This is a genomic window from Litoribacter ruber (genome assembly GCF_018500185.1).
GTDB classification, from domain to species: domain Bacteria; phylum Bacteroidota; class Bacteroidia; order Cytophagales; family Cyclobacteriaceae; genus Litoribacter; species Litoribacter ruber.
Window position 1 is genome coordinate 304,331 of sequence record NZ_JAHBGI010000005.1, and the last position, 24,937, is coordinate 329,267.

Annotated in this window: 20 protein-coding genes and 1 tRNA gene; 15 read left to right on the forward strand and 6 right to left on the reverse strand. The window is 46.2% G+C overall.

Annotated elements, in window-relative coordinates; genetic code table 11:
- Nucleotides 1-115 precede the first annotated feature (115 nt).
- The 10 genes from KIH41_RS09775 (at nt 116) to KIH41_RS09820 (ending at nt 8,211) form a co-directional block, all read left to right on the forward strand.
- Nucleotides 116-1,063, forward strand: a complete 948-nt coding sequence (locus KIH41_RS09775) for a YihY/virulence factor BrkB family protein (protein WP_214162277.1) — start codon at nt 116-118, stop codon at nt 1,061-1,063.
- 202 nt (nt 1,064-1,265) lie between these two features.
- Nucleotides 1,266-1,350 (forward strand) — tRNA-Ser (locus tag KIH41_RS09780).
- Nucleotides 1,351-1,422: 72 nt separating this feature from the next.
- Nucleotides 1,423-1,674, forward strand: a complete 252-nt coding sequence (locus KIH41_RS09785; RefSeq protein WP_214162278.1) for a GIY-YIG nuclease family protein — start codon at nt 1,423-1,425, stop codon at nt 1,672-1,674.
- Nucleotides 1,675-2,245: 571 nt separating this feature from the next.
- Complete coding sequence (locus KIH41_RS09790; RefSeq protein ID WP_214162279.1) at nt 2,246-2,560, forward strand: DUF6922 domain-containing protein; 315 nt, start codon at nt 2,246-2,248, stop codon at nt 2,558-2,560.
- A gap of 437 nt (nt 2,561-2,997) precedes the next feature.
- Nucleotides 2,998-3,741: a DUF6088 family protein gene (locus KIH41_RS09795; protein ID WP_214162280.1), complete on the forward strand. Its 744-nt coding sequence runs from the start codon at nt 2,998-3,000 to the stop codon at nt 3,739-3,741.
- 56 nt (nt 3,742-3,797) lie between these two features.
- A complete protein-coding gene (locus tag KIH41_RS09800; RefSeq protein WP_455429749.1) occupies nt 3,798-4,796 on the forward strand; it encodes a nucleotidyl transferase AbiEii/AbiGii toxin family protein in 999 nt (332 codons plus the stop codon).
- Nucleotides 4,797-4,984: 188 nt separating this feature from the next.
- Nucleotides 4,985-5,449 carry an acetolactate decarboxylase gene (locus KIH41_RS09805; protein WP_317194936.1) on the forward strand — a complete coding sequence of 155 codons (465 nt, stop codon included), beginning with the start codon at nt 4,985-4,987 and terminating at the stop codon, nt 5,447-5,449.
- Between the two features lie 111 nt (nt 5,450-5,560).
- Nucleotides 5,561-5,806 (forward strand): NmrA family NAD(P)-binding protein, encoded by a 246-nt coding sequence (locus tag KIH41_RS09810; RefSeq protein WP_214162282.1) that lies wholly within the window; start codon nt 5,561-5,563, stop codon nt 5,804-5,806.
- An 880-nt stretch (nt 5,807-6,686) separates the two neighbouring features.
- The gene (locus KIH41_RS09815; RefSeq protein WP_213944716.1) at nt 6,687-7,349 is read left to right on the forward strand and encodes a DUF6266 family protein; all 663 of its coding nucleotides are present in this window, start codon (nt 6,687-6,689) and stop codon (nt 7,347-7,349) included.
- 79 nt (nt 7,350-7,428) lie between these two features.
- Nucleotides 7,429-8,211: a hypothetical protein gene (locus KIH41_RS09820; RefSeq protein ID WP_214162283.1), complete on the forward strand. Its 783-nt coding sequence runs from the start codon at nt 7,429-7,431 to the stop codon at nt 8,209-8,211.
- 41 nt (nt 8,212-8,252) lie between these two features.
- Here the strand turns inward: KIH41_RS09820 and KIH41_RS09825 are convergent, their stop codons facing one another.
- Nucleotides 8,253-9,401, reverse strand: coding sequence for a DUF4221 family protein (locus KIH41_RS09825; protein WP_214162284.1), 1,149 nt, complete (start codon nt 9,399-9,401; stop codon nt 8,253-8,255).
- A 214-nt stretch (nt 9,402-9,615) separates the two neighbouring features.
- Between KIH41_RS09825 and KIH41_RS09830 the strand changes: the two genes are divergently transcribed.
- Both KIH41_RS09830 and KIH41_RS09835 read left to right on the forward strand, forming a co-directional pair.
- The gene (locus KIH41_RS09830) at nt 9,616-9,954 is read left to right on the forward strand and encodes a P-II family nitrogen regulator (protein WP_143959799.1); all 339 of its coding nucleotides are present in this window, start codon (nt 9,616-9,618) and stop codon (nt 9,952-9,954) included.
- 33 nt (nt 9,955-9,987) lie between these two features.
- Complete coding sequence (locus KIH41_RS09835) at nt 9,988-11,220, forward strand: ammonium transporter (RefSeq protein ID WP_214162285.1); 1,233 nt, start codon at nt 9,988-9,990, stop codon at nt 11,218-11,220.
- Between the two features lie 106 nt (nt 11,221-11,326).
- Here KIH41_RS09835 and KIH41_RS09840 read toward each other — a convergent pair whose 3' ends face one another.
- From KIH41_RS09840 to KIH41_RS09860, 5 genes are all read right to left on the reverse strand, one after another.
- The gene (locus KIH41_RS09840; RefSeq protein WP_214162286.1) at nt 11,327-12,781 is read right to left on the reverse strand and encodes an alpha-L-fucosidase; all 1,455 of its coding nucleotides are present in this window, start codon (nt 12,779-12,781) and stop codon (nt 11,327-11,329) included.
- Between the two features lie 8 nt (nt 12,782-12,789).
- On the reverse strand, nt 12,790-15,081 hold the full coding sequence (locus KIH41_RS09845) for a GH92 family glycosyl hydrolase (RefSeq protein ID WP_214162287.1): 2,292 nt from the start codon (nt 15,079-15,081) through the stop codon (nt 12,790-12,792).
- Entirely contained in the window at nt 15,078-17,426 is a 2,349-nt protein-coding gene (locus KIH41_RS09850) for a glycoside hydrolase family 3 N-terminal domain-containing protein (RefSeq protein WP_246539055.1), read from the reverse strand. Before KIH41_RS09850 ends, KIH41_RS09845 begins: the two co-directional genes overlap by 4 nt.
- Nucleotides 17,427-17,604: 178 nt before the next feature.
- Complete coding sequence (locus tag KIH41_RS09855) at nt 17,605-19,518, reverse strand: beta-N-acetylhexosaminidase (RefSeq protein ID WP_214162288.1); 1,914 nt, start codon at nt 19,516-19,518, stop codon at nt 17,605-17,607.
- A 272-nt stretch (nt 19,519-19,790) separates the two neighbouring features.
- Entirely contained in the window at nt 19,791-21,392 is a 1,602-nt protein-coding gene (locus KIH41_RS09860) for a sodium:solute symporter family transporter (RefSeq protein WP_214162289.1), read from the reverse strand.
- Nucleotides 21,393-21,521: 129 nt separating this feature from the next.
- Here KIH41_RS09860 and KIH41_RS09865 point away from each other — a divergent pair, with 129 nt between their 5' ends.
- From KIH41_RS09865 to KIH41_RS09875, 3 genes are all read left to right on the forward strand, one after another.
- The gene (locus tag KIH41_RS09865) at nt 21,522-22,049 is read left to right on the forward strand and encodes a dihydrofolate reductase family protein (RefSeq protein WP_214162290.1); all 528 of its coding nucleotides are present in this window, start codon (nt 21,522-21,524) and stop codon (nt 22,047-22,049) included.
- Between the two features lie 121 nt (nt 22,050-22,170).
- Complete coding sequence (locus tag KIH41_RS09870; RefSeq protein WP_214162291.1) at nt 22,171-22,953, forward strand: carboxypeptidase-like regulatory domain-containing protein; 783 nt, start codon at nt 22,171-22,173, stop codon at nt 22,951-22,953.
- 55 nt (nt 22,954-23,008) lie between these two features.
- A complete protein-coding gene (locus tag KIH41_RS09875) occupies nt 23,009-24,937 on the forward strand; it encodes a glycoside hydrolase family 13 protein (RefSeq protein ID WP_214162292.1) in 1,929 nt (642 codons plus the stop codon).

The following is a 24,937-nucleotide window of genomic DNA, read 5'->3' on the forward strand; positions in this document are numbered from 1 at the left end:
TACTTCATGGTATATTCATTACTTTGCGGACCTCTGAGTCTTTGCGGTTATTTTGAATCCATCCCCCCATCTTGAAAATAATTCGTAATTTTAGCCTCATTTTTATTATTTTTCCATGGTGAAGCAAAAGTTTAAAGACTACGTAAATATAGCGGACAAGAGGGCCCAAGCACTGCGGCATGTGCATTTCGGCAATCCTGACCAAAACCTCTACGATGTAGGCAAGCTTTTCATTCAGCAGGTCCAAAAGGATGAAATCACCGAAAGAGCCTATGCGGTAGCCTTTAATTTCACTGTGGCCATGTTCCCACTATTGCTCTTTTTGCTGAACATGATCCCCTATATCCAGTATTTTTTCCCGGATGTGACTACCGGCAATATCCTGATGTTTGTACAGGAGATCGTGCCGCCCAGCATTTACCTTGAAGCCGAAAGCACCATTATGGACATTGTAAGCCGGCCTAGGCAAGGCCTGCTATCTTTTGGTTTCTTCCTGGCCCTTTTCTTGGCCACCAATGGGGTGGTCTCGCTCATGAACGCTTTCAACGCCTGCTATAGAACCAAGGAAAACAGGGGTTATTTCACCACCCGCCTCCTAGCAGTGGGGATAGTGCTCATTTTGGTGTTGGATCTGTGTGCGGCCGCCCTGGTAATGATTTTTGGCAACCAGCTGCTGGGCATGCTGTCCGAACAGGGGCTCGTGTCGAGTGGATTCAATTATTACCTGGTAGCTTCCCTGAGGTTTTTCGCTCTATTGTTCCTGTTTATGATCGCCACCGCCTTCATTTTCCGCTTTGCCCCGGCCGTGCACGACAAGTGGCGCTTCTTCAGCACAGGCTCCGTCACGGCGGGCCTACTGATCACCTTGGGATTTTACGTGTTTTCCTTCTACCTAAACAACTTCGCCACCTACAACAGGCTCTACGGATCCATCGGCACCATGATCGCTGTCATGTTGTGGCTATTGATCACCAGCTTCATCATCCTGATCTGTTTCGAAATCAACGTGGCCCTGGACAAAGCCGCCGAGAAGCGCAGCGTGACAAAATTTATCAAACGCTAAATCAGCCAGTTAGCTAAACCAACACATTTTTTCACCCGAAACCATTTGCAAAAACAAAACTTAGCACTACCTTTGCAATCCGTTAACACATAAAACGGAAACGCAATTAGACCCAGAGGAGTGGCAGACCTGTCTGCCTTAATCCAAAAAGGTCAACACTGCGAAAACATAAAAGATACCCGACCGGGGTATTAAGACAAATAGAGGAGTGGCAGAGTGGTCGAATGCGGCGGTCTTGAAAACCGTTGTACCGCAAGGTACCGGGGGTTCGAATCCCTCCTCCTCTGCAGAAGGCTCAAATCGAAAGATTTGGGCCTCTTTTTTTCATGTCATTTTTTATCTCTAAACCTTTTTTTGCCATGGATGTTCAGTACTACACTTACATTCTCAAAAGCACTAAGGACGGAAAATATTACTACGGCCACTCGAAGGACCTAACCAAAAGACTTAAGGAACACAACGCAGGTAAAGTGCGGTCTACCAAAGGCCGGAGACCATTTGTAATTTTATATTCCGAAACCTTCACCTCTAAATCAGAAGCCTACAAAAGAGAAATGTATTTTAAATCTATTGAAGGGTACAACTATTTAAGAGAAAACAGGATTATCTAAATATCCCTCCAATGAAAACCGTTGTACCGCAAGGTACCGGGGGTTCTCCCGTAGGGACCCCTTTGGGGGAATCCCTCCTCCTCCTCTGCTTTACAAAACCCTAACTAGCTGAAAACATGCGAGTTAGTGTTTTTATTTTTTAATCAGTATCGAAATCAGTATCGAATTGGTTGCCATTTTGACACCCCTCCCTAGCCTGTCGAAGATATTTCATGATTCCCTGCCCACGCTGGAAAACCTTCAAATGGGTGGGTATCCCTAACCAGCATCCATCAAATACGTCACCCAATTAGCCAACAAGAATATCAATATTACTAGCATCAGAGCTAAGAAGAAGTGGCTATCCATCCCTGCTTTTGGGGAAAAGATAATACACCCCATATGGTGCAGTCTTTGCAGTTTCTGCACTACCCTTATATACAGCTTAGAAAGACCATTTTCTCAAAGAAAATAGTGCAAAGGGAGTGCAAGGATTGCAAGATAACAAGCATTAGGCCGTACTGTAGGCTTCATTTAGTTGTCAGGTTGCAGAATTATCAGTAAATTACTTTACTCGGTCATATGGCATTCCATGAAAGAAAAAATAAATATACCGGATCTCAAGCTATCCCAATTATTCCGGAAAGGGATATTTTGGGACGTTGACATTGATCTTCTCGATGTGAAGAGGGATGCATATTTCATTATACCAAGAATATTGAACCGGTTTATGTTTCACGAGGTATTCTTGGAAAACCTTGAAAGTATCTACCCAAGAGATCTTATTTGTTACTATGCGCTGAACAGTGGTGAAATCCGGGGGAATGAAAAAATTGAATTCCTTGCCAAAAGATACGGGTTAAGGCCCCAAGAGTTTATGAATTATATCCCCCCTGAAATGATGTAGCTAGACTTTGGACTATTACCTTAAAACGCAACCTACATCCCAGTGAAACCCCAATACTAGACCTCCCAAAAGGGGGAATATGGCTACTTAAAAAAAATAACCTTTTAAATTCCAAGTATTTAACAGCTTATTGAGTTATTGTTCAATAAGCCAATAACCCCATAAGTAAATGGACTCATGGGGTTATTAATCAATAAATAAATAAATAAGTAAGTAAGTAAGTGAGGGGTTTCATAAGGCCTTCTGCTTGCCGATAAAAGGTTGGAGCCTATCCTAAGCAATTGGGGAAAAAAGTTTTTTCCCCAATTGCTTACTCGCTACACACCGACGGCTGTATTTTCCTTGATTTCAATTCATATTGCCTTCCTTACTAAATTTGAATAGCACATTAAAAATGTCCAGTTTTTTATAAAAAAAACTGGACAAATACCTTATATTTGGAATTCAGAAAAAGGATGAAAATAGCCGAATACATATCATCAACTATAGATAGACTCCCAAAGGGCTATATATTCACCTATTCAGATTTCATTACTGAGGTGGAAAAGAAGGAAGCTGTGATCAAAGCTTTAAACCGGATGGTAGCTTCAGGAAAGATTGCCAAGCTTTCAAAGGGTAAATACTACAAACCAGAGAGTACTCCCTTTGGAAGACTTCAGCCAAGCCAGGGGCAGGTAGTAAAAGACCTTCTAGAGGAAGATGGGAAAATCACCGGTTATCTCACTGGCTACAGCATTTACAATCAATTAGGCTTAACTACACAGGTAAGCAGTACCATTCAAATTGGGAAAAATCAAATTCGTCCCAATTTAAAAAGGGAGCGCTATACCATTTCGTTCGTGAGGCAAAAAAACACCATTACAAAGGACAACATTCCCCTATTGCAGTTGCTTGATGCTATACGTTATGTCAAAAAAATTCCTGACGCCACCATTGAAGGGTCCTGTAGACGGTTCCTGGCAATTATTAAAGGGTTTTCTGAAAAGGAAATCAATACTTTGGTTCGCCTCGCTTTAAAATACCCGCCTGCTACAAGGGCACTATTGGGTGCTTTGTTGGAGCAAATGGGACAAGGAAAACTAGCAAAGCCACTTCTTGAATCATTGAACCCAATAACCAAATATAAAATACCCGGTGCGGGCAGCACCCTGACCACCGCAGAAAAATGGAATATTGTATGAAGTTGCATGAAAACAAAACCTTGTTCAGGCAAGCGGTGCAGTTTACTGCTGACCAAATGAGGATTCCTGCCATATATGTAGAAAAGGATTATTGGGTTACATATGCCTTATTCGTGATTTTCTCAAATGATATAGGCAAAGACACTGTATTTAAGGGAGGTACTGCACTTTCCAAGTGCTACCAAATGATTGAACGCTTTTCCGAGGACATTGACTTGGTGGTACTAAGGCGTGAAGGTGAATCGAATAATAGATTAACCAATAAAATCAGGACTATTAGTGAAATTGTAACATCTTATTTACCAGAAGTAACCATAGAGGGCCTTACCCAGAAAATGGGAATGAACCGCAAAACGGCAGATTCCTATAATAAACAATTTAAGGGCAATTTCGGTCAGGTAAGAGATGCCATTGTAGTAGAAGCAACTTGGTTAGGTTACCATGAGCCATACACCACCAAAAGCGTTGTATCTTTTGTCGGTCAGATGATGCTAAATAATAAGCAGCCGGAAATAGCACAAGATAACGGATTACTACCTTTTAATTTAGTGGTATTAGAACCCGTAAGAACTATTTGCGAAAAAATAATGAGCCTGGTTCGCTTTTCTTATGGCACCAGCCCAATAGATGATTTAAAGAGAAAGATAAGGCACACTTACGATTTGCATCAGCTATTAAACCAGGAAGAGTTTTTAGAATTTTTCCATTCAAGTGATTTTGATAAAATGTTACTGAAAGTAGCAAGCGATGATGTGGCAAGTTATAGGAGCAACNACCAGGAAGAGTTTTTAGAATTTTTCCATTCAAGTGATTTTGATAAAATGTTACTGAAAGTAGCAAGCGATGATGTGGCAAGTTATAGGAGCAACAATAGGTGGTTAATACACCACCCGAATGAGGCACTCATTTTTAAGGACTTAAAAAATGTCTGGAATGAATTGAGACCAATTTATGACGGGGACTTTAAAAGTTTAGTGTATGGGGAGTTGCCACCGGCAGAAAGCATTTTACAAACCTTTCAGAGCATTGAAAAAAGGTTGGCCTCCGTTGAGTGAACTATAAAAATTGTGTAAAATAAGAAGTTAAACAATTTTCCTCTTTTCCAAAACAGGGCCAGTGGCTCAAAGTCCGATTCTGATTACTACTATTACTTTGTCACCCCTGAGAAGAAAGGGGTACGCATCGATGCTTTCCTACTACCTGAAACCGCAATTTACAATCTTGTGAACCGCCGTACACAAGCGTGGTTTCGGACACTGAGATGAAGGTGGAAGAGACCTACCAGATGAAGGCCCCCTTTTTCGGTTACGCAAACATCCCTTCATGGACTGAGCAGGAACTACCCGATAGCATTTCATCTATCAAAGAACTGGAGCAATACCTCGACAAGGTTACCCAAAATTCCACCCGGCCGTTCATGTTCAGGCTCACCGGAGAGGTCGACCATGCACTCATCCACATCGTGAACCTGCCCGAAGGCTCAAAAGTAAGTTCTCCCGAAGAAGCCCACAGGGGCCAGCAGGATTACAAGCTTCAGGACGAAGCCGCCACCATCCTTGGCTTTTTCTCCACCGAGCAGAAGGCCATCTTCACCCACCACGACACCTACCTCCACATGCACCTGATCACCGAAGACAGAGAAAAGATGGGGCATCTGGATGAGGTGGAGTTTGGGAAGGGGAAAATGAGGTTGTATTTGCCGGAGTAAAATGATTATATTTTTTATTCCAATCAGCATGTACTTTTCTAGCTATTTATCTGTATATTAGATCCTTGAATAATTTTTGACCACCACTATTCAACCAACCTTAACCACATCATGGCACAAAAGAAAATCATCACTGTTTTTGGAGCCACCGGAGCACAGGGTGGCGGATTGGCAAGGGCCATCTTGAATGACCCCAATAGCGAATTTTCAGTTCGCGCGGTAACCAGGGATCCGTCTTCCGAAAAAGCCAAGGAGCTGGCCGCCATGGGGGCTGAGGTGATCCAAGCAGATATAGACAAGCCTGATACCAAAATCCATAAGGTGGTTGTATGTCACCTTTTGGGCAAAAGTATTTAGACTTAAAAAAATAAGTAAAACGGTTTGAAGTATTTTCATGCACTTGATTGTAAAAGTTTCAAGCCACTTTTGATATAAACAAGAAATTGCAAGTAATTAACCTTGAAAAATTGTAGAATCCTAGCAAAAGCCCATTAAAATCCTATTACTCTTGGCTTTCATATTTAACTTTTTTGACTCCAAGGAATAAAAGAAATATACGGAAATCTTTACCCACTACCTACTCGAAACTTCATGCCTCTCTCTTGAAGTAAGGAGATTTGCTCGTCTATTGTGCGGGAAGGTTTTGAAGACATAGCTAAAAAAAATGACCCAAGCGCAGATCTTACGGTATGCATCTCGGGTTCTGTTAATGCAAAGATCCAAATAAAGTTAAAATCCACAAGTCTTTCAACTTAAAGAAAGGAAACTACCACGTTCCGCCATAGCCAACCCTATAGTTAATTCAAATACTGCTAGCCCCCACTCCAACCCGGATATTTTCTAACCTAGCCAACTTGCCATAAATATGTCCCAACAGCTTGGAATCTTCAAGGGTGATGGGCTATGTTAAGAAATCACATTAATTTCGTAAATCAGCTAAGTCATGACCAAGATTAGAAGATTCTACTGTTCTTACACATATCAACAGCGTATCAAGAACGTATAAATAGCCATTATTAACGATGATGAACCGAAGATTATTTGTTTTTGAATTTGCAGTAAATAGCAAATAATTTTCACCTTTATTTGGATTTATCTTATTTTGGTGTAATTTACTATGCCTTAAGCACATAGAATTGGTTTGCCGGTATTTTTAAGAAGGAAAAGCTGCTTTTGGTAAAGTGATCGCGTTTTTCAGTACATCATTTATATTTATCCACTTTTAAACAACCATTTTATGGCAAGAGTCACCAATACCCATGCGGATTTGCAGGGCACAATCGGCAACACCATTATTTATGAAGTTAATGGGGAAAAATTTGCCCGCAAGACACCCCGAAAACTTACCTCAAAGGAAAAGGAAAATAGGCCCCCTACTGAGCTTCAGCTGTTTCACCAACAGAAGCTTTCCCTGGCCAGCGATTTTCTTTTCCCCATTTTGGAGGTCATCGAGTTTGGCTATCACAACTTCAAATCCGGCATGAAAAGGGGCATCCACCAAGCCACAAGCAACCTGATGAACAAGGCCCTGTACTTCAATGAAGAAGAGGAACTGTTGGTAGACCCCTCCCAAGTAATGATTAGCCAAGGGAAACTGACGGGATTTTCCAACCCATCCGCTGTCTGGACCGAGGAGGGAAAAGTGCGGCTGCAATGGGACAACAACACCGGCATCGCTGACGCCAAGGCCAAAGACCAAGTGATGATCCTCCTTTACCACCTTCGCTCAAAACTCTCTTTTGCGGTGCTGCAAGGCAACTTCAGGTCCCAACAGCAACAGGAGATCCTGGCCCCTCTCCAATTCCAAGGGGAGTTGCACATTTATGCCGCATTCTCACGGCACATCAAAAGAGGTAGGAAATTCGACATTTCCGACAGTGAATACTTAGGGGTGATTTAAATTGGTTGAACTGTTGAACTGTCGAATCGACGAACTGACAGTTCAACAGTCATACAGTCTCAAAAAAACATCAACAAAAATGGCAAAACAGGAAGGACCCATATTTTTTACGGGCAATATTGGCAAACTGAACTTTTACAAGGATAAGGATGGCTATCAGGTAAGGGATAAAGGCGGCGTGACGGCAGAGCGGGTTAGCTCTGACCCAAAGTTTGCCCGGACACGGGAAAACATGGCCGAGTTTGGCGCTGCCTCTACCAATGGCAAATACATCAAGCAAATCTTGAAAAAGGTGGAGCATAGAACAAAGCTGACCAACCTTTCCACGCGCCTGCAGAAGATCATGATGCAGATGAAAAAAGATGACCCCATCCACGCCCGAGGCCAAAGGGTGGTAGAATCCGGGAATTGGGACCGCTTTTTAGATTTTGACCTCAATCCGCACACGCGGCTAAGCAGCATTTTGAGGTGGCCTTATGAAATTTCTACTGATACCGGAAAGTTGAAAGTAAGCATGCCGCAATTCCACCCTTCGCACATGCTGAGGTTTCCAGATAATGCCACGCATTTCAGGCTCCACCTCCACCGTTTAGACATCAATTTGGACGAGGAGAATGATAATGATTTCATCATGCAGGAAACACCGCTAATACCAGTTGAAACCTCCCCCATTGACTTGGTATTGGAAGTTCCTATGGGCGCGCCGGCCTTCCGGTATTCCTTGTGCACGCTAGGCGTGGAGTTCTTTCAGGTCAATCTAGGCAAGGCATTCGCCCTGGCCAAAGGAAAATCCAACCCCTGCAGGATCATCGGATGGATCAAGCAGAACAAAGAAGAAAGCAAGGTATCCACCACGCAATGACGCTCCCGAGAGGTTATAATCATAGATTTTACAGCATGTCCTTATCCCCCCAACTCCAAGCACTCAAACACCATTCTATCCTCTTCATTGTCGGGATTATCCGGATGCTGGATGGAGAGGTATAGACCGTCTTTGCCTACAAATAGGTTGTTGGGATGGTACTTACCTTTGGGGAAGTGGGTTTCGCCAAGAAGGTTCAGGTCCTTATCTATGATCATGACTACAAAGTCACCCGGGTTGTCCCTCAGGCGGGCGATTTTTTCAGGGTCACTTTCCTCGGTGGCAGGGAAAGCAAACCTATAATACACTTCCCGGTATGGATCATAGACCAGGTGTTCATAGCGGGATGAGCCGAAAATGTACTGCTGGCTTTTTTCCGGGGCGGGAAATACGGGCAGGTCCCTGTCCAGGTAAGCGCTTGGCAGGGAAACGCTTTGCAGTTTTTGCCCCAAACCCTCACTGTAATAAAGATGGTGGTCACCAAAAAAGCTATATACAAACTTTTCCCCATCGAAAGCCATACTGGGTTCAATCTGCTTGGCCCCCTTGTCCATATAATCAGCCGGGTAGTGATGTGAAATGAATCGGGAACCGCCCTCATTCAGATTTACGGCAAATGACACATGGCTGCCTGCAAGATCCTCGCTATTCATCTCACGGATATTGCCGGATACGCGTGTTCTGGCCACCATTTCCTCTCCGATCAATACCGGCGGTGAAAGAAAGTAGGCTCCATGCACAAATGCCGGGGAATAACGGTCCGGCACATCGTATTGGATCTTTTCCTTTATTTTGCCAGAAGTGTCGGTAAGTACGATCACAGGATTGCGCTGGGAAAACAGAAAAATACTGTCGGGATTATGCACATAAAAACCAAAAAGCTCCCCTGCACCTTCAGGTCCCTCTTTTTCAAACACCAGGTTACGTGTCATTTTGCCGCTTGCGGCATCATAAGCCTGCAAAGAATTCTTTTCCCAGTTGATATTATACACCCACTCCTTGCCGTCCACTTCATGGTAACCCAGCCCCATGCTGAAATTCGGGGTAGTCTCATCCAGTTCCAAACTGATCTTTTTACCCATAAATTGTAAGGAAACGGGTGTTGGCTCTTCCGTGGATGTACCTCCACAGCCCAATAATAACATTAGAGTAGAAAACAGCGCTATTGCTGTCAGAAGTGGTTTATTCATAAAAACGACTTTAATTCACTAACAATTTAAGAGATACTTTTGGAAAGGCAAAATCTCAAAGCCCACGAAACCGACATTACCTAAAGGAAAAACCCCATTTTTAAACCACATATTAATAATTTTACAACTTTATTCGCAATACGATGTTGTTTTTTAAATCTATTTGCCATAAATTAACAAAATATTCAATAAAACACCTTTATTTTTAAACCTAATGAAAAAGATAGAAGCTTTGATTAGAACTTCAAAATTTGAGGAAGTCCACGCTTGCTTGACCGAGCTGGATGTCAAATTCCTCACCTTTTTTGAAGTGAAAGGAATTGGGATGGAAAATGCCAAAACCCAATCCTACAGGGGTTCAGATTTCAATCCCGGCTACATTCCCAGGACCAAACTGGAGATGGTGGTCACCGATGAGCAGGTGGACAAAATTGTGGACTGTATCCTTCATCATGCCTGCACCAAGCAGGTGGGGGACGGGAAAATATTTGTCAGCCCTATCGAAAGCGCCTACCGCATTCGAAACAAGGACCGGGACCACGCCGCACTTTAGAACTAACCAAATACTACAAACCTATTAAACACCATGCAACAAGAGCTTTTCACCATCAATAACCTATGGATGATGGTGGCTACCATATTGGTATTCATCATGCACCTGGGGTTTGCCGCCCTGGAGGCCGGACTTACCCGAAGTAAAAACACCATCAACATTCTTTTCAAAAACACCATCATCCCCGGCCTTGGCATTCTCACTTATGGCCTGATCGGGTTTAACCTTATGTACCCGGGAGAAATCTTTCAGGGGGCATTCATCGGACTGTCAGGCTTTGGAATCAACCTTCCTGCAAACTGGGACAATGCAGCATATAATGCCGGATATACTTTTTACACGGATTTTGTATTTCAGGCCATGTTTGCAGCCACAGCGGCTACCATCGTATCAGGCGCCGTGGCCGAAAGGATAAAACTCAGCAGTTTCATGTTTTTTTCCCTTATGTATGTGGGTATCTGCTACCCTATCGTGGGTATGTGGAAATGGGGCGGAGGGTTTCTTGACACCTTGGAAACACCTTTTTACGATTTTGCGGGATCCACCATAGTGCATTCAGTCGGTGGATGGGGAGCATTGGTTGGGGCCATTCTCCTCGGGCCGCGTATTGGGAAATACACCCCACATGGCATCCGCCCCATTCCCGGACACAACATCCCCATGGCCGTGATAGGCGTATTCCTGCTATGGTTCGGCTGGTTTGGTTTTAATGGAGGCAGTGTCCTTTCGGCCAATCCGGGAGAGGTTTCGAAAGTATTTGTCACCACCGCCATGGCCGGGGCGGCGGGATCCATCGGCGCACTCTGCGCAGCCTATTCCTTTACGCGCACCTTTGACATCACCATGGTACTCAACGGGATTTTGGCAGGACTGGTGGGCATCACCGCAGGTGCCGACGTGATGGGCCCTTTGGATGCGGTGATCATTGGCAGTATTGCCGGGGCGCTGGCAGTTGGCGGGGTGATCTTTTTTGACCGTCTGAAGATCGATGACCCGGTGGGTGCCATTTCGGTGCACCTTATCTGCGGCATTTGGGGTACCCTGGCCGTAGGGATCTTCGGCTCCCTTGCCGGATGGCCCCAGATTGTCAGCCAACTGACCGGGATAGCGGTGACGGGCTTGTTTTGCTCAGCGTTCAGCTTCATTCTCTTTTTCGGGATGAAAAAAGCCCGCGGCATCCGCGTCCATGCCAGGGAGGAAATCGAAGGCCTAGACGTGAACGAGCACAGCATGCAGGCCTACCCGGACTTTGCCTCGAAGGAGTGATTCGCGGAGAACAGTCCACTGTTGACAGTCGACTGTCAACAGTGGACGACTCGTTTTAAAGTACGAAGTTAGAAGTAAGATGTAAAAAGGTTTTACATACTATGGTCTATCGACTATTGTCCGCCAAAAACACCTTCATCTGCGAAATCAGTGGCGTCTCTAGGTAATCATCAACGCGGAATCTAATGGCAGTAGCCTGGGTATCGTCGAATCGGAGAATTCTTTTGTAACCTATGGTGGTTTCTGAGGCAATGGGCTGCCATTGGCCGTTTTGCTTGGCTTCAAGGGTAAAGGATTTTACTCTTTGGCCCAGAGGGATATGCTCCTGTACCCAGAAGCGGTTGAAAGTGATCTCTTGGCCAAAATCCACCTCTAGGACCTCCTCATTTACAATCCAATAAGTGGCCATGTCGTTGTTCAATACATTTTCGGGACCGTGCTGGCCTTTGGAGGGGGAGAGAATTTTTACCTGCCCATCTTGGAGCAAATCAACCGAAAAGTCCCGCATTATACGGGCGGCCATTTCCTGTAGCGCCTGAACATCGTTTTCGTGGATCAAACCGCGGGTATCAACGGGAAAATTTAAAAGCAGGGCGCTATTCCTGCCTACACTGTTGTAGTATATATCCATCAGCTCCTCCGAGGTTTTGACTTTGTCGTCCTCTTCAGGATGATAATACCAGCCCGGCCTGATGGACACATCGGCCTCGGCCGGAACCCAGTGGGTTCCATCTTCCTGACCGGAAGCGTAAAGCTCTGCATACTCGGGCATACCTGCATACACCGAATCCCGCATCAGATACGACCAGGTAGTGGGATAGGCATAGCCCTTTTCATTTCCCACCCAGCGCACATCCGGCCCGGCATCCCCAAATATTACCGCATTGGGCTGCAGCTCCCTGACCAGGGCATAAGTATTTTCCCAATCATAATACGACCTCTTATCCACCCTCCTTTCCTCGTTTGCACCGCCATAGTACCCAGTTCCGCCATTTGCACCGTCAAACCAGACTTCGAAAATGTCCCCGTAATTGGTAAGCAACTCCTGGAGTTGGTTGCGCATATAAGTGATGTATTCCGGCTTGCCATAATCGGGATGGTTACGGTCCCAGGGGGAATAGTACAACCCGAGCTTTAAACCGAATTCTTCACAGGCCTCTGCCAGCTCGGCGATCACATCCCCCTGCCCGTCATTCCAAGGGGAGTTTTTTACCGAATGTTCGGTGTATTGGCTTGGCCAAAGGCAAAAACCGTCGTGATGCTTAGAGGTAAGGATCACTCCTTTCATACCCGCATCTTTCATCTCCTTTACCCATTGCCGGGTATCGAGTTCGGTAGGGTTGAATTTCTCTGGACTTTCATCCCCCAGCCCCCACTCCATATCAGTAAAGGTGTTGATGCTGAAATGGACAAAGCCGTAAAACTCCATTTCCTGCCAGTCCAGTTGACGATGGGAAGGCAAGGGCAAACTGGTTTCAGCCACCCTGGATGGCTCCTGACAGGAGGCCAGCCCAAAGAGCAGGAGCAAACTGATAATCTGAACTGGGGCAATGTATTTCATAATTCTGTTCAATTTATGTTGGACCGGGCACGGTCAGTAGTGTGTGTACCCCAGTCAGGGGAAGGGGATGGGCCCATTTGGATTTCCAAAACACCACCTTTTATGAGGTCTTTGTGATGGAAATAATTTCTGGTGTATTCTTGTCCATCCCATTTCATGGATTGGACATATATGTTTTCAGGACTATTGTCCTTAACCTTGATCTCAAAAACCTGATCATCCCCTACCCGAATCTTTGCATGGTTGACCAATGGGCTGCCAAAAACGTAGGTGCCGTTTGCCGGGTTGACCGGATAAAAGCCCAGAGAGGAAAGCACATACCAGGCAGACATCTGCCCCACGTCCTCGTTGCCGCTGAGGCCGTCGATCTGGTCTGAATAAAGGCTGTCCATGATATGACGGGTCTTTTCGGCTGTCTTGTAAGGCTGTCCCACATATCCATAGAGATAAGTCACATGGTGACTGGGCTCATTTCCATGTGCATACTGCCCGATCAATCCCGTAATATCGCTGGAGGCCTCCTCCCCCATGTCGCCTTCGACTATAAACAAGCTGTCCAATTTGTTGGCAAAAGCCTCTTCACCGCCCAGCAATTCCATTAAACCTTCCACATCATGGGGAACAAGCCAGGTGTATTGCCAGGCATTTCCCTCACAGAAATCATCTTTCATGTGTCGGGATTCAAATGGGCTGAAAGGTGAACGCCATTCGTTTTCACCTACCCTTCCGCGCATAAAGCCTGAGGTTTCGTCAAAATAGTTTTTGTAATTGGATGCTCTTGCCATGAAATAGCGGTAATCCTCCTCTTTCCCCATGTCCTTGGCCATCTGAGCAATACTCCAATCGGCCAGTGCATACTCCAGACCGCTGGCCACCGTTTCCACAGCTTCATCCGCGGGTATATACCCGAGAGATTTTAAGCTGCCCAATCCTTCCTCATCCCGCATGGCAGTGGCTTTTATGGCCTCATACGCTTTGTCCTCATCCATCTTGATACCTTTCCTAAAGGCGTCTACCAGCACAGGCACGGCACTGTATCCTACCATGGTATTGGTTTCATTTCCCATCAGGTGCCACACGGGCAGTTTGCCTTGTTGCTCATAAATATTCAACATGGTCTGCATTATGTCGGCAGCCCTTTCATGCTGGATAATGGTGTAAAGCGGATGGGCGGCCCTGTAGGTATCCCAAAGTGAAAAAGTGGTATAATTGGTATAACTGTTATCCTCGTAGACTTTACCATCTGCCCCACGGTAAGCACCGTTTACATCGTTAAAAATAGAGGGGGCAATCATGGTATGATAGAGCGCGGTGTAAAAAGTCCTCATTTGGTGAGGCTCATTGAAGTCCGCCTGAATCAACCTCAGCTCCTTTTCCCACTTTTCATCAGCCAACGCTACTGTCTGGTCAAAATCCCAATGGGCAAGCTCTTCCTCCATATTCATAAGAGCGTTTTCGGCACTGACAGGCGAGATTGCCACCTTCAATAAAATCTGCTCCCCCTCCTGGGTGTCAAAGTGGGCTACGGCCTTCACTTTTTTGCCCTGCCTAGACTCATTTGTACTCGCCTCTCCGTTCTCATGGGTTTCCCAGCTTTTGATGGGTTTGGAAACCTTGGCCGCAAAAAACACCTTTTGGTCCTTGGCCCAACCGCTGGAATGACGGTGTCCTACCAATGTTTGCTCATCGAGCATTTCCACATAGGTATCGGTAGCCCTATCCCAGCCTATGCCTTCTTCCAGATCAATGATCAATTTGGCATCTTCTGCCTGCGGAAAAGTATAGCGGTGGAAGCCTACCCGTTCGGTGGTGGTCATTTCTGCATCGATGGCATACCGATCGAGATGCACTTGGTAAAATCCTGCTTTTGCTTTTTCCCCATCATGGGAAAAATACGAGAAATAACCCGTCTCCGGCTTTTCGGCTTCCCCTTTCCGGATTTTAACATCCCCGATGGCCGGCATCACCAGGATATCCCCAAGATCCCCAATGCCGGTCCCGCTCAAATGCGTGTGGGAAAAACCAATGATGGTCGAATCGGAATAATGGTAACCGGAACACCAGTCCCAGCCCTCCGTAATATTCACCGGCCCCAGCTGCACGGCACCAAACGGGACATTGGCACCTACAAATACATGCCCATGAAAACCGGAACCAATAAACGGATCAACGTAATCCGTAAGGCGGATGGAAGAAAGGGAATCGTCACTTGCCATTTCCTCCTGCTGACAGGCTACCAGACCTGTCAGGAAAACGGAGAGAAAAAGCGTGCAAAATAAATTAGGCTTGATAATTTTCATTTCACTGTAAATTTTTCCTTTAATCGAATATCTCTGGATGATGCGCCGATCATGATTTCAAATTCTCCGGGCTCCACCACCCAGTTCATCTCCATGTCAAGAAGCTGAAGATCATTCTTGCCCAGTTCAAATTTAAACGCCTGAGTTTCCCCTGCTGGAATCGCCTTTCGCTTAAAACGGACCAATTGCTGAATCGGGGTGACGGTGGAACTGACCAAATCATTAATATATAGCTGCACGATTTCTTCTCCATCCATTTCGCCCTCATTGGTCACTTCAAATTCAATAGAAATCCTTGGACCATCTATCCCACCCATCACATTGATGGAAAGATTTTGGTATTTAAAAGTAGAGTAGCTGAGCCCATGACCAAAAGCATAAAGCGGCTCGGCACTCCCCTCCACATAATCATGCTTCACAGGAGCTTTGTAATTGTAATAGACGGGGAGCTGCCCCACAGAGCGGGGAACAGAAACGGGCAGTCTGCCTGCTGGGTTATAATCTCCAAAAAGCACATCCGCGATGGTATTTCCACCCTCCTGCCCCGGATACCAGGCATCCAAAATAGCCGGCACGTTTTCTTCAGGCCAGTTTAGCAAAAGTGGCCTACCTTTGATCAAAATCAATACGGTGGGCGTTCCAGTAGCCTGTACGGCTTTTAGCAGGTCCAGTTGATTTCCCATCAGATCAAGTGACATCCTGTCAAAGCCCTCCCCACTTTCCATATCACTGATTAGGCCTCCGGATTGACTCACTCTTGCCGCTCCGGTATCCTCATGTTCAATGCTAAAATCCCGTGCACTGCTGCCGCCCACCACCACCACCGCCACATCAGAATTCATGGCCAATTCGACAGCCTCCTCTATTTCATCCTGAGAGGTTTCCCTAATGGCTGTTCCTTTAACATAGGTGACGTTTTCAGCCCCGACTTTATTTTGAATCCCTTGAAGCACGGTGACAATATTTGATTCTTCCTGAGGGGCGGTGTAATCTCCCAGCTGGTTGTAAATATTGTCGGCATTCGGCCCAATCAAGGCTATCTTTTTCAAGTCCTTGCTTAGGGGCAACAGGTTGTTTTCATTTTTCAATAAAACAATGGACTCTTTGGCGACCTCTCTGGCAAGCTGGACATGCTTATCATTCCTAACCCCTTCCCGGGCTTTCTCAGGGTCTACATACGGATTTTCAAACAAGCCCATTTCAAACTTTAACCGAAGCACATTACTGACAGCCTCATTTAGCAGCTTTTCGTCCACCATACCTTCATTAACAGCATTGACAAGGTTTCGGTCGAAGCCGTTTCCACCCAAATCTGCATCCACCCCTGCCAACAAGGCCAACTTGGCGGCCTCCTCACCAATAGCGGCCACCTTATGACTTCCCCTTAAGCCGCTGATACTTCCCAGATCGGAAACCACAAAGCCCTCAAAACCCCATTCATCGCGCAAGATTTCACGAAAAAGGTAGGGGTTGGCCGTACTGGGAATTCCGTCAATGGAGTTATAAGAAGTCATGATGGACTTGGCCCCTGCCTGAATGGCCGCCTTGAAGGGAGGAAAATAACTGGAATGTAACTCTCTCAGTCCCACGCTCAATCCTGACCCGTTATGCCCGCCCTCAGGCACGCCATATGCAGCGAAATGCTTCAACGTGGAAGCCACATTAACCCCACTATTCAGGTTTTCACCCTGAAATCCCCTCACCATGGCCACGCCCATTTGACTGTTGAGATAAGGGTCCTCCCCGTAAGTTTCCTCCACCCGTGACCACCGTGGCTCGCGGGCCAGGTCAAGCACGGGCCCATAACCGATGTGGCCGCCTTGAAGCCTGACCTCTTCTGCAATGCTGGACGCCATCCTCTGTATCAAATCCGGATTCCAAGTGCTAGCCTGTCCAATGGAAGTAGGAAAAACTGTCGCGCCAATGGCCATATGCCCGTGGGGAGCCTCTTCGGCCAACAGCAAGGGAATGCCCCAGCGGCTTTCCCGAATGACAAATTCCTGAAGGGCATTGGTGGCTTCTGCAGCTGTTTTGGGATTCAGCCCGTTCTGGAGGGTCTTCTGCGTCCAGGGGTCTGCCCTCAGGGTAGCCCACAGGGAACCGATATGCCTGTTTCGGACTGCCTCTCTAAAAGCCGCACTTGGCTCGATGGATTCACCACTATTGTCATACATTTCCCAACCAAGCAGCGTGGAAAGTTGACCAACTTTTTCCTCCAGACTCATCTTGCCCAGTAAGTCCTCCACCCTCTTTTCAATAGGTTGCTCAGGATCCTGGTAGATATTCTGGGCTTTTCCCGTGAGGGCAAAACACATGGAAAGAAGTAATACTAAACTCTTTTTCAAAACTGTATATATCTAATTTGATTATCCGCCATAATGGTTGCCTGCAAGCAAAGGCAAGTCACTTTTTTCCATTTAGTTAGATGGACAGAAGACCGAAGACGGAAGAGGAGACTGTTGCTGTTACACATAAATTCTAATTAAACCTTACCCCATCGCTCCTTTGTGGCAAAAGCTCTTTTTATTCTTCCTCTATTTCTTTTGGTCCCTCGGCCGTCAACTCTAGGCTATACATGGCGCTGGACCTATCATCAGGTGTTACCACAATGTAATTTAAGCGAGTACTTTGAGGGCCTTTGGGGTAATGGGGCAAGGCAAACGGCTCTTCATAAGGCAGGGCAGTATGATCAGCCCGCTGGCCATCAATGGTGTAAAATATTTTAGAGCCTTTCACCCGGGATTCCATCCTGACTTTATGGCGCCCTTCCCCATCACGATCCATGGTGACTATGGCTTCTGGAATCCTAAAATGAACCCCCATTCTTTCCAGTTCCTGTAGCCTTACTGGCAAACTCTGCCGGGAAAATCTTTCAAAATCCTTCTGTTCTTCCCCCAACCAGGCGATCTCGGATAAGGCAAGCAAGCGTGGAAAAATCATGTATTCCAACTTATTGTCGGAAGGGATGTATTCGGCCCAAAGATTGGCCTGTACACCCATAATATGTTGTTGCTGCTCGGACGAAAGGGCTTCCGGACGAGGGGAGTAATGATAAACCTTCTCCAGAGGCAAATAACAACAGAAGTGCAAAGGCTCGGTAGATTTCCTGCCCTGGGCATGATCGAGATAAAGGTGGCTGTTGGGGGTCATGATCACATCGTGACCCATTTTGGCAGCCGCAATTCCCCCTTCCTCTCCTCGCCAGCTCATCACTGTGGCATTGGGGGCCAATCCACCCTCCAAAATCTCATCCCAACCGATAAGGTTTCTGCCATTTTCATTTAAAAATCTCTCTATTCGGGTGATAAAATAGCTCTGCAATTCATGTTCATCGGCCAAACCTTCCCGCTCAATCACCTCTTGGGCAATAGGGGAGGTTTTCCAATGGTCTTTGGGCACCTCATCCCCACCGATGTGGATATATTCGCTGGGAAAAATACCCATAACTTCGGTAAGCACATCTTCCAAAAATTGAAAGGTCTCTTCTTTTGGCCCATAGATGTTGTAATGCACGCCCCAGTACCCTGGCACCGCATCGGATATCTCATTGTTCAAGGGCTTTCCGTCTTTGTCCACCGCCGGAATGCTGCCCTTGAGCGGTTTGCCGTTTTCCATGGGGAAACTTCCAAACTCAGGGTATGCGGCCAAAACTGCCGAGCTGTGTCCGGGAAGCTCTATCTCGGGGATTACGGTAATATGGCGCTTAGCGGCATAGGCAACAAGCTCCCTAGCCTCCTCCTGGGTATAAAACCCACCATGGCGTTTTCCATCATACACAAATGGCTTGCTGTATGGCCCCACGATGGTGCTGTCCCTCCATGCGGCGATTTCAGTGAGCTTGGGGTACTTCTTTATTTCCAGCCTCCAGCCCTGATCGTCCGTAAGGTGCCAGTGCAGGCGGTTGAGCTTGAAATACGCCATCAGGTCCACCATCTTTTTCATTTGGTCCAAAGGCCTAAAATGCCTGACCACATCGATCATCAACCCTCTGTAGCCAAACTCAGGCTTATCTTCAATTTCAATTGCCGGGACGAGGAGGGCACCCTCCTTTCCTTCCTCTACAAGCTGAACCAATGAAAAAAGGCCATACAGCAAACCGCTTTCAGAACCTGTGATGCTGACTTCCCCCGCTTTTGCAGAAAGCCGATATTGCCCTTCCCCAAGCGTCTCATCTCTTATTAAACCCACTTTTTTTGCGGCACCTGAACCGGAGCCCTCGAATTTAAACCCATACAGATTTTGCATGAAATCATTGAACACCTCAACTGTGCCACTATCCACCCCATCACCTGCGGCTATGCTCCAGCTGCTGTCAATTTTGAAGGAGCCATTTTTATACTCATAATGATATGGGTGAGGAATAATGGGCATTTGTTGGCAGAACGCCTGAAAGGCCATCAATTGGATTATGCCTAGGAGCAAAAAGAATTTGTTCATCAAAGGGTGAAGGTTACAGGGTTGCTAAAAGCTTTTAACAATTTAAATATCAGGTAAATTAGGGAATTTAGCAAGGGGAATGTTAAAAGGGTACTAAGTACTAGGTACTATGTACTAAGTATTTCTCAAGCATCTAATGTTTAGAGTGATATTTACCGTTCTATTTCTTAGCATATTGGTTTAGAAGTTTATTTCCCGGCGCTATTGCGCAGCGGGAGGTTTAGGAGTTTAGGCGCAAGGCGACACAATGGTTCACGCAAAACTCCAATTACCTATCCCAACCAGATTACCATGGCTAGGGTTAGGGTCAGGATGGTAGCGGCCCAGAACCTGAAGTCCTTGTACCAGGGAAGGCCTTCCATGTTGCGGAGTTGGTCTTTCCAGGCGCTGGGGTGAATGGTGTTGGATTGCAGCTTTTCTCTCTCCGTTTTGGGAGTCAGGAAGCTAATCGTGATAAACAGGCTGAGACTGAGGAGCAACATGAGGCCAGTGGAATAGAGAAACTGAATGTCAATAACCTCAAATATTTCCCCTATAAAGAAAACAGCCAATCCAATGGGGGCGCCTATAATTAGGGTGTAGAAGGCAGCCTCCTTGGTGGCCCTCTTCCAAAACAACCCGCCCAGATATACCACCACTACTGGCATGGTGATGTGCCCAATGAAGGATTGGAAGTATTCCACTATGCCGTCAAACATGAATATAACCGGTGCCCACAAGGCCGCCACCACCATAAAAACCCCGACAGTGACTTTGCCATAGATCAGCAGCTTGCCCTCATCTTCAACGATCCTTTTCCTTTTGAGAAAATCATTTACCACCAGGGATGAAGCTCCATTCAATACAGAATCCAGGGAAGACATGAGGGCTGCGGCAAGGGCTGCGAATACCAGGCCCCTGATGCCCGTAGGCATAAAGTCAAAGGCCAAAATAGGCCATATTTGGTCGGCATCATCCAAATCGGGATAGATTGCCCTTCCCATAAGCCCAGGAAGTATCAGCAGGAAAAGAAAGGGAAGTTTCATAAAAGCGGCAAACAGCACCCCTCCCCTGCCGTGGTTCAGGTTTTTGGCGGAGAGCACTTTTTGGACCACCACATGGTTGGTAGCCCAATAATAAATCCCAATCCAGAAGACTCCGGTAAATACTCCCGGCCAGGGCAAAAACTCATCATCGGCAGGCTTGAAAAGCTTAAAGCCATCTTGCGGGGCTGCCTCGACCACCGCCTGCCAGGAACCTAGTTCCTGGAAACAGAAATAGAAAATAATCCCCCCGGCAATCAGGAGCAGCACTCCCTGTATGGTATCGGTGATCATCACAGCCCTCAATCCACCCAAAATCACATAAATCCCCCCTAAAAACGTCAGCCCAGCGATCAAAACCCATGTGGGGGCGGCCGGAAAAAGCAACCCCAAAGTGACGGTGCCGGCAAAAAGGGCACCTGCACTGTCAATGAAAAGAGCCGTAAAAATGGTAAACCCGGAAAACAGGTACCTAGTTTTGGGATCATATCTCCGCTCCAGGTATTCGGGGATGGTCTCCACACCGGACTTGAGGTAAAAGGGCAGTATGAAGAAGGTGAACAGTATCAAAAGCAGGGAGCCCATCCATTCATAATTCCAGACTGATATGCCATCGTAATACCCGGCTCCGGCCAGTCCAAGGTAAGATGCCCCAGAAAGATTAGCCGCCATCAGTCCAAACCCCACCAATGGCCACGTTGATGCCCTTCCCCCCAGGAAAAATGACCCGGATGACTTCTCCTTTCTTCCCACATAAAACCCCAGCCCAAGGATGAAAACTATATATACTGCAACTACTATGTAGTCTATGGTTGCTAATTCAAAGCTTGGGGCAGAGGTTAGGAGGATCATAGGCTGTTTCGGTTGTACTATGTACTATGTACTAAGTAGGTTGATGATTGTTTTGAACAGTCGACCATGGACGGACAACCTTGTAAAACCTTATTTAATTTTTAACTTAGGGTAATCACAACATTTCTTATGCGCAAGGTCATCTTATTTATCGCTATGAGCGTCGACGGATATATTGCCAAGAGCGACGACAATTTGGATTTTCTGCAGATGGTAGAAAGGCCGAATGAGGACTACGGCTATGCCGACCACCTCAACAATATAGACACGATCATATGGGGCAGAAGGACCTTTGACAAAATTCTGAAAATGGAGGGTAAGGTGCCGCATGTGGACAAAAAGATCTTTGTGGTTTCCAAGTCCGAAACGGGAAAGCGGGAGCATGCAGAATACCATCCCGACGCGGTCGGCCTGGTCCATTATCTCCAAAGCCAGCCCGGCAAGGATATCTATTGCGACGGGGGCGCACAGCTCGTGACCGAGCTACTTCGCCACCAACTCATCGACCGCCTCATCATCAGCATCATCCCCCACCTGCTCGGTGATGGCATCCGATTATTCAAAGAAGGCAATTTGGAGCAGAAGCTGATATTTAAAAGAAGTATAACCTATCCCTCTGGGTTGGTGCAGGTGTGGTATGATGTTAAAAAAGAATAATTAAACCCAGACTAATTTAACCTGGCTTTTATTATTTGTATGTTCAGGCATGAGATCTTGGATTACAATTGGCTTTTTGAGTTTTTTCACTTTTTCTGCGTACTCACAAACTACGGAAATTGTGGGGATAATTTTTGACCGACATTCGGAAGAACCTATTCCTTTTGTGAACATTGCGCTACACAACTTCCTTCTTGGAACTGTCTCAGACTCTTCTGGCCAATTTACTTTAAACATTCAAAATGCTTCAGCATATGATTCCATTGAGGTCAGCAAACTTGGTTTTAAAGCAAAAAAGGTTTCAATTCAGGCATTTTTGACCAATGAAGAAAGCGGAGTTACAGCTATCTTCATGGACCAGCAAGCTTTGGAAATGAATGAATTTGTAGTTACTGCCAAACCTGGAACCAAGCTTAGACAAATAGGTAGGCTCAAATCAAAATCCAGATTTGGGTTCGCTTTTAACCCTATGAAAACAAATGCATCTGAGAATTTGGGAAGAGAGGCAGGAATCAAAGTGGATAGCAAAAACCTTCCCTTTACAATACGTCAAGTCAAGTTTAATCTAGCCAATAATCAATTAGATCATGTGGTTTTTAGACTGAATATCTATAGGGAAAGTTTAGAAGAAATGGGACTTCCTGGTGAAAAAGTATTTGAGAAATTATTTGATGTAATCAACCAGGAGAAAGGTGAAATTACCGTGAAACCCAATGACCTTCAGTTTTCAGAGACAATATGGGTAACCATTGAATTTGTAGGTTTTAATAATGATCAAAAAGCTGGCATCCTCACTATGCCAGTAGCCTTTCCATTTGGCAAGACAATCACTCGTCAAAATAGTCTAGGGGAATGGGCACTAATTAGTGGAGCTCCCAGTATAATGGTCGAAATTGAAGGCTAGATCGAGTTTTATTATAGAAATCTTTATCTTCACTTTTCAAACCAAACCTATTGACATGATAAAGATTTCCCGATTATTCCCCTTATTCCTAATCCCCTTGCTTGCGGCATGTGCTATTGACAGCAGCAAAAAGGAAATTGTAGAATCTCCCTCCACCCCCTTTGACGCGCCTCCCGCATGGGCCAAGGAAGTAGTCTGGTACCAGATTTTTGTGGAGCGATTTCGCAATGGGGATCCGGATAATGATCCCACTCCGGAGGATATGGAGGGGGCATATCCGGGGTTTGTGCCCGAAGGGTGGAAGATTACACCCTGGACGCAGGACTGGTTTAGGCCCGACGATTATTTTGCCAACATGGATGGCAAGCAGGGCATAGGGGGCCACCCCATCACCGGGTTTGACCAGAAACTTCAGGTGCGTAGATATGGCGGTGACCTTCAGGGAGTGCTCGACCAGATGGATTACCTGCAGGAGCTTGGGGTGACGGCCATATATTTCAACCCGCTAAATGACGCCCCTTCATTGCATAAGTATGATGCAAGGCATTGGAGACACATAGACCGCAACTTTGGCCCCGATCCAGCAAAGGACAGGGAAACAATGGCCAATGAAGACCCTACTGACCCCGAAACCTGGGAATTTACGGAGGCCGATAAAATGTTTCTCAAAGTGATTGAGGAATTTCACAAAAGGGGCATCAAGGTCATTCTGGATTATTCCTGGAACCATACCGGCCACACTTTTTGGGCCTGGAAGGATGTGTTGAAAAACCAGGAGAAATCGCCTTTCGCCGAGTGGTATGAGGTCAAGCAATTTGATGACCCAAATACACCTGAAGATGAATTTGAGTTCAGCGGCTGGGCGGGTGTTCCTGACCTGCCGGAAATCAAGAAAACACAGTACATGGACCATGCTGATGGTATCCGCGCCTATGAGGGCAATCTTTACAGCAAGGAAGTGAAGGAGCACATTTTTGCCATCACCCGCCGTTGGATGGACCCCAACGGTGACGGCGACCCGTCTGATGGGGTGGATGGTTTCCGGTTGGATGTGGCAGCCGAAGTTCCTTTGGGCTTTTGGAGGGAATATAGAAAAGTAGTGCGCGAGGTCAATCCGGATGCCTTGCTGCTCGGTGAGGTCTGGTGGGAACAGTGGCCAGAAACCATGATAGACCCGGAGCCTTTCCTGAGAGGGGACATCTTCGACTCCAACATGAATTACCGCTGGTACCGTGCGGCCAGGCATTTCTTCAACGCAGCGCCGGATGAACTACCTGCATCTGTATTTGTGGACAGTTTGGAGTTCTTTCGCCATAATTTACGGGAGGAAAGCAATTATGCCCTGATGAACCTGACAGCCAGCCATGATGTGCCCAGAACCCTGACTTCGCTTTTCAATAAAACCAAAAACAAGTACCAGGCAAAACCTGAAGACAATCCTGATTATAAAATCCACAAGCCGGATGAAGCCACCTATGCAACTTTGAGAATGCTGTTGGCACAACAGTTTACCTATATTGGTGCACCACACATTTACGCCGGGGATGAAATGGGCATGTGGGGCCCGGATGATCCTGGAAACAGGAAACCACTGATTTGGAAAGACTACGATTTTGAACCGGAATCCACCCATCCACTTGGTAAAGACAGGCCAACTGACGAAGTAAAGTTTGATGAGGAACTGTTTTCATATTATCAAAAACTGATCGGCATCCGGGCGGACAACCCTGCGTTGGTTCATGGCTCAATTGATTTCATTCTGACTGATGATGACCACAAACTTTTAGCCTACAGCCGAAAGCATGACTCAGAGGAAGTCATTGCTGTATTCAATGCCGGCAATGAAACGCAAATCATTAATCTCCCTACGAAAAATGAAGGTTCCTATGAAGATGTTCTTGGAGGTATAGAAGTTAGAAGGGAAGGAGAAAATCTTGTTTTGGAATTGCCCGGCAGGACCGCCGCGGTGCTAGTTGGAGAGTGA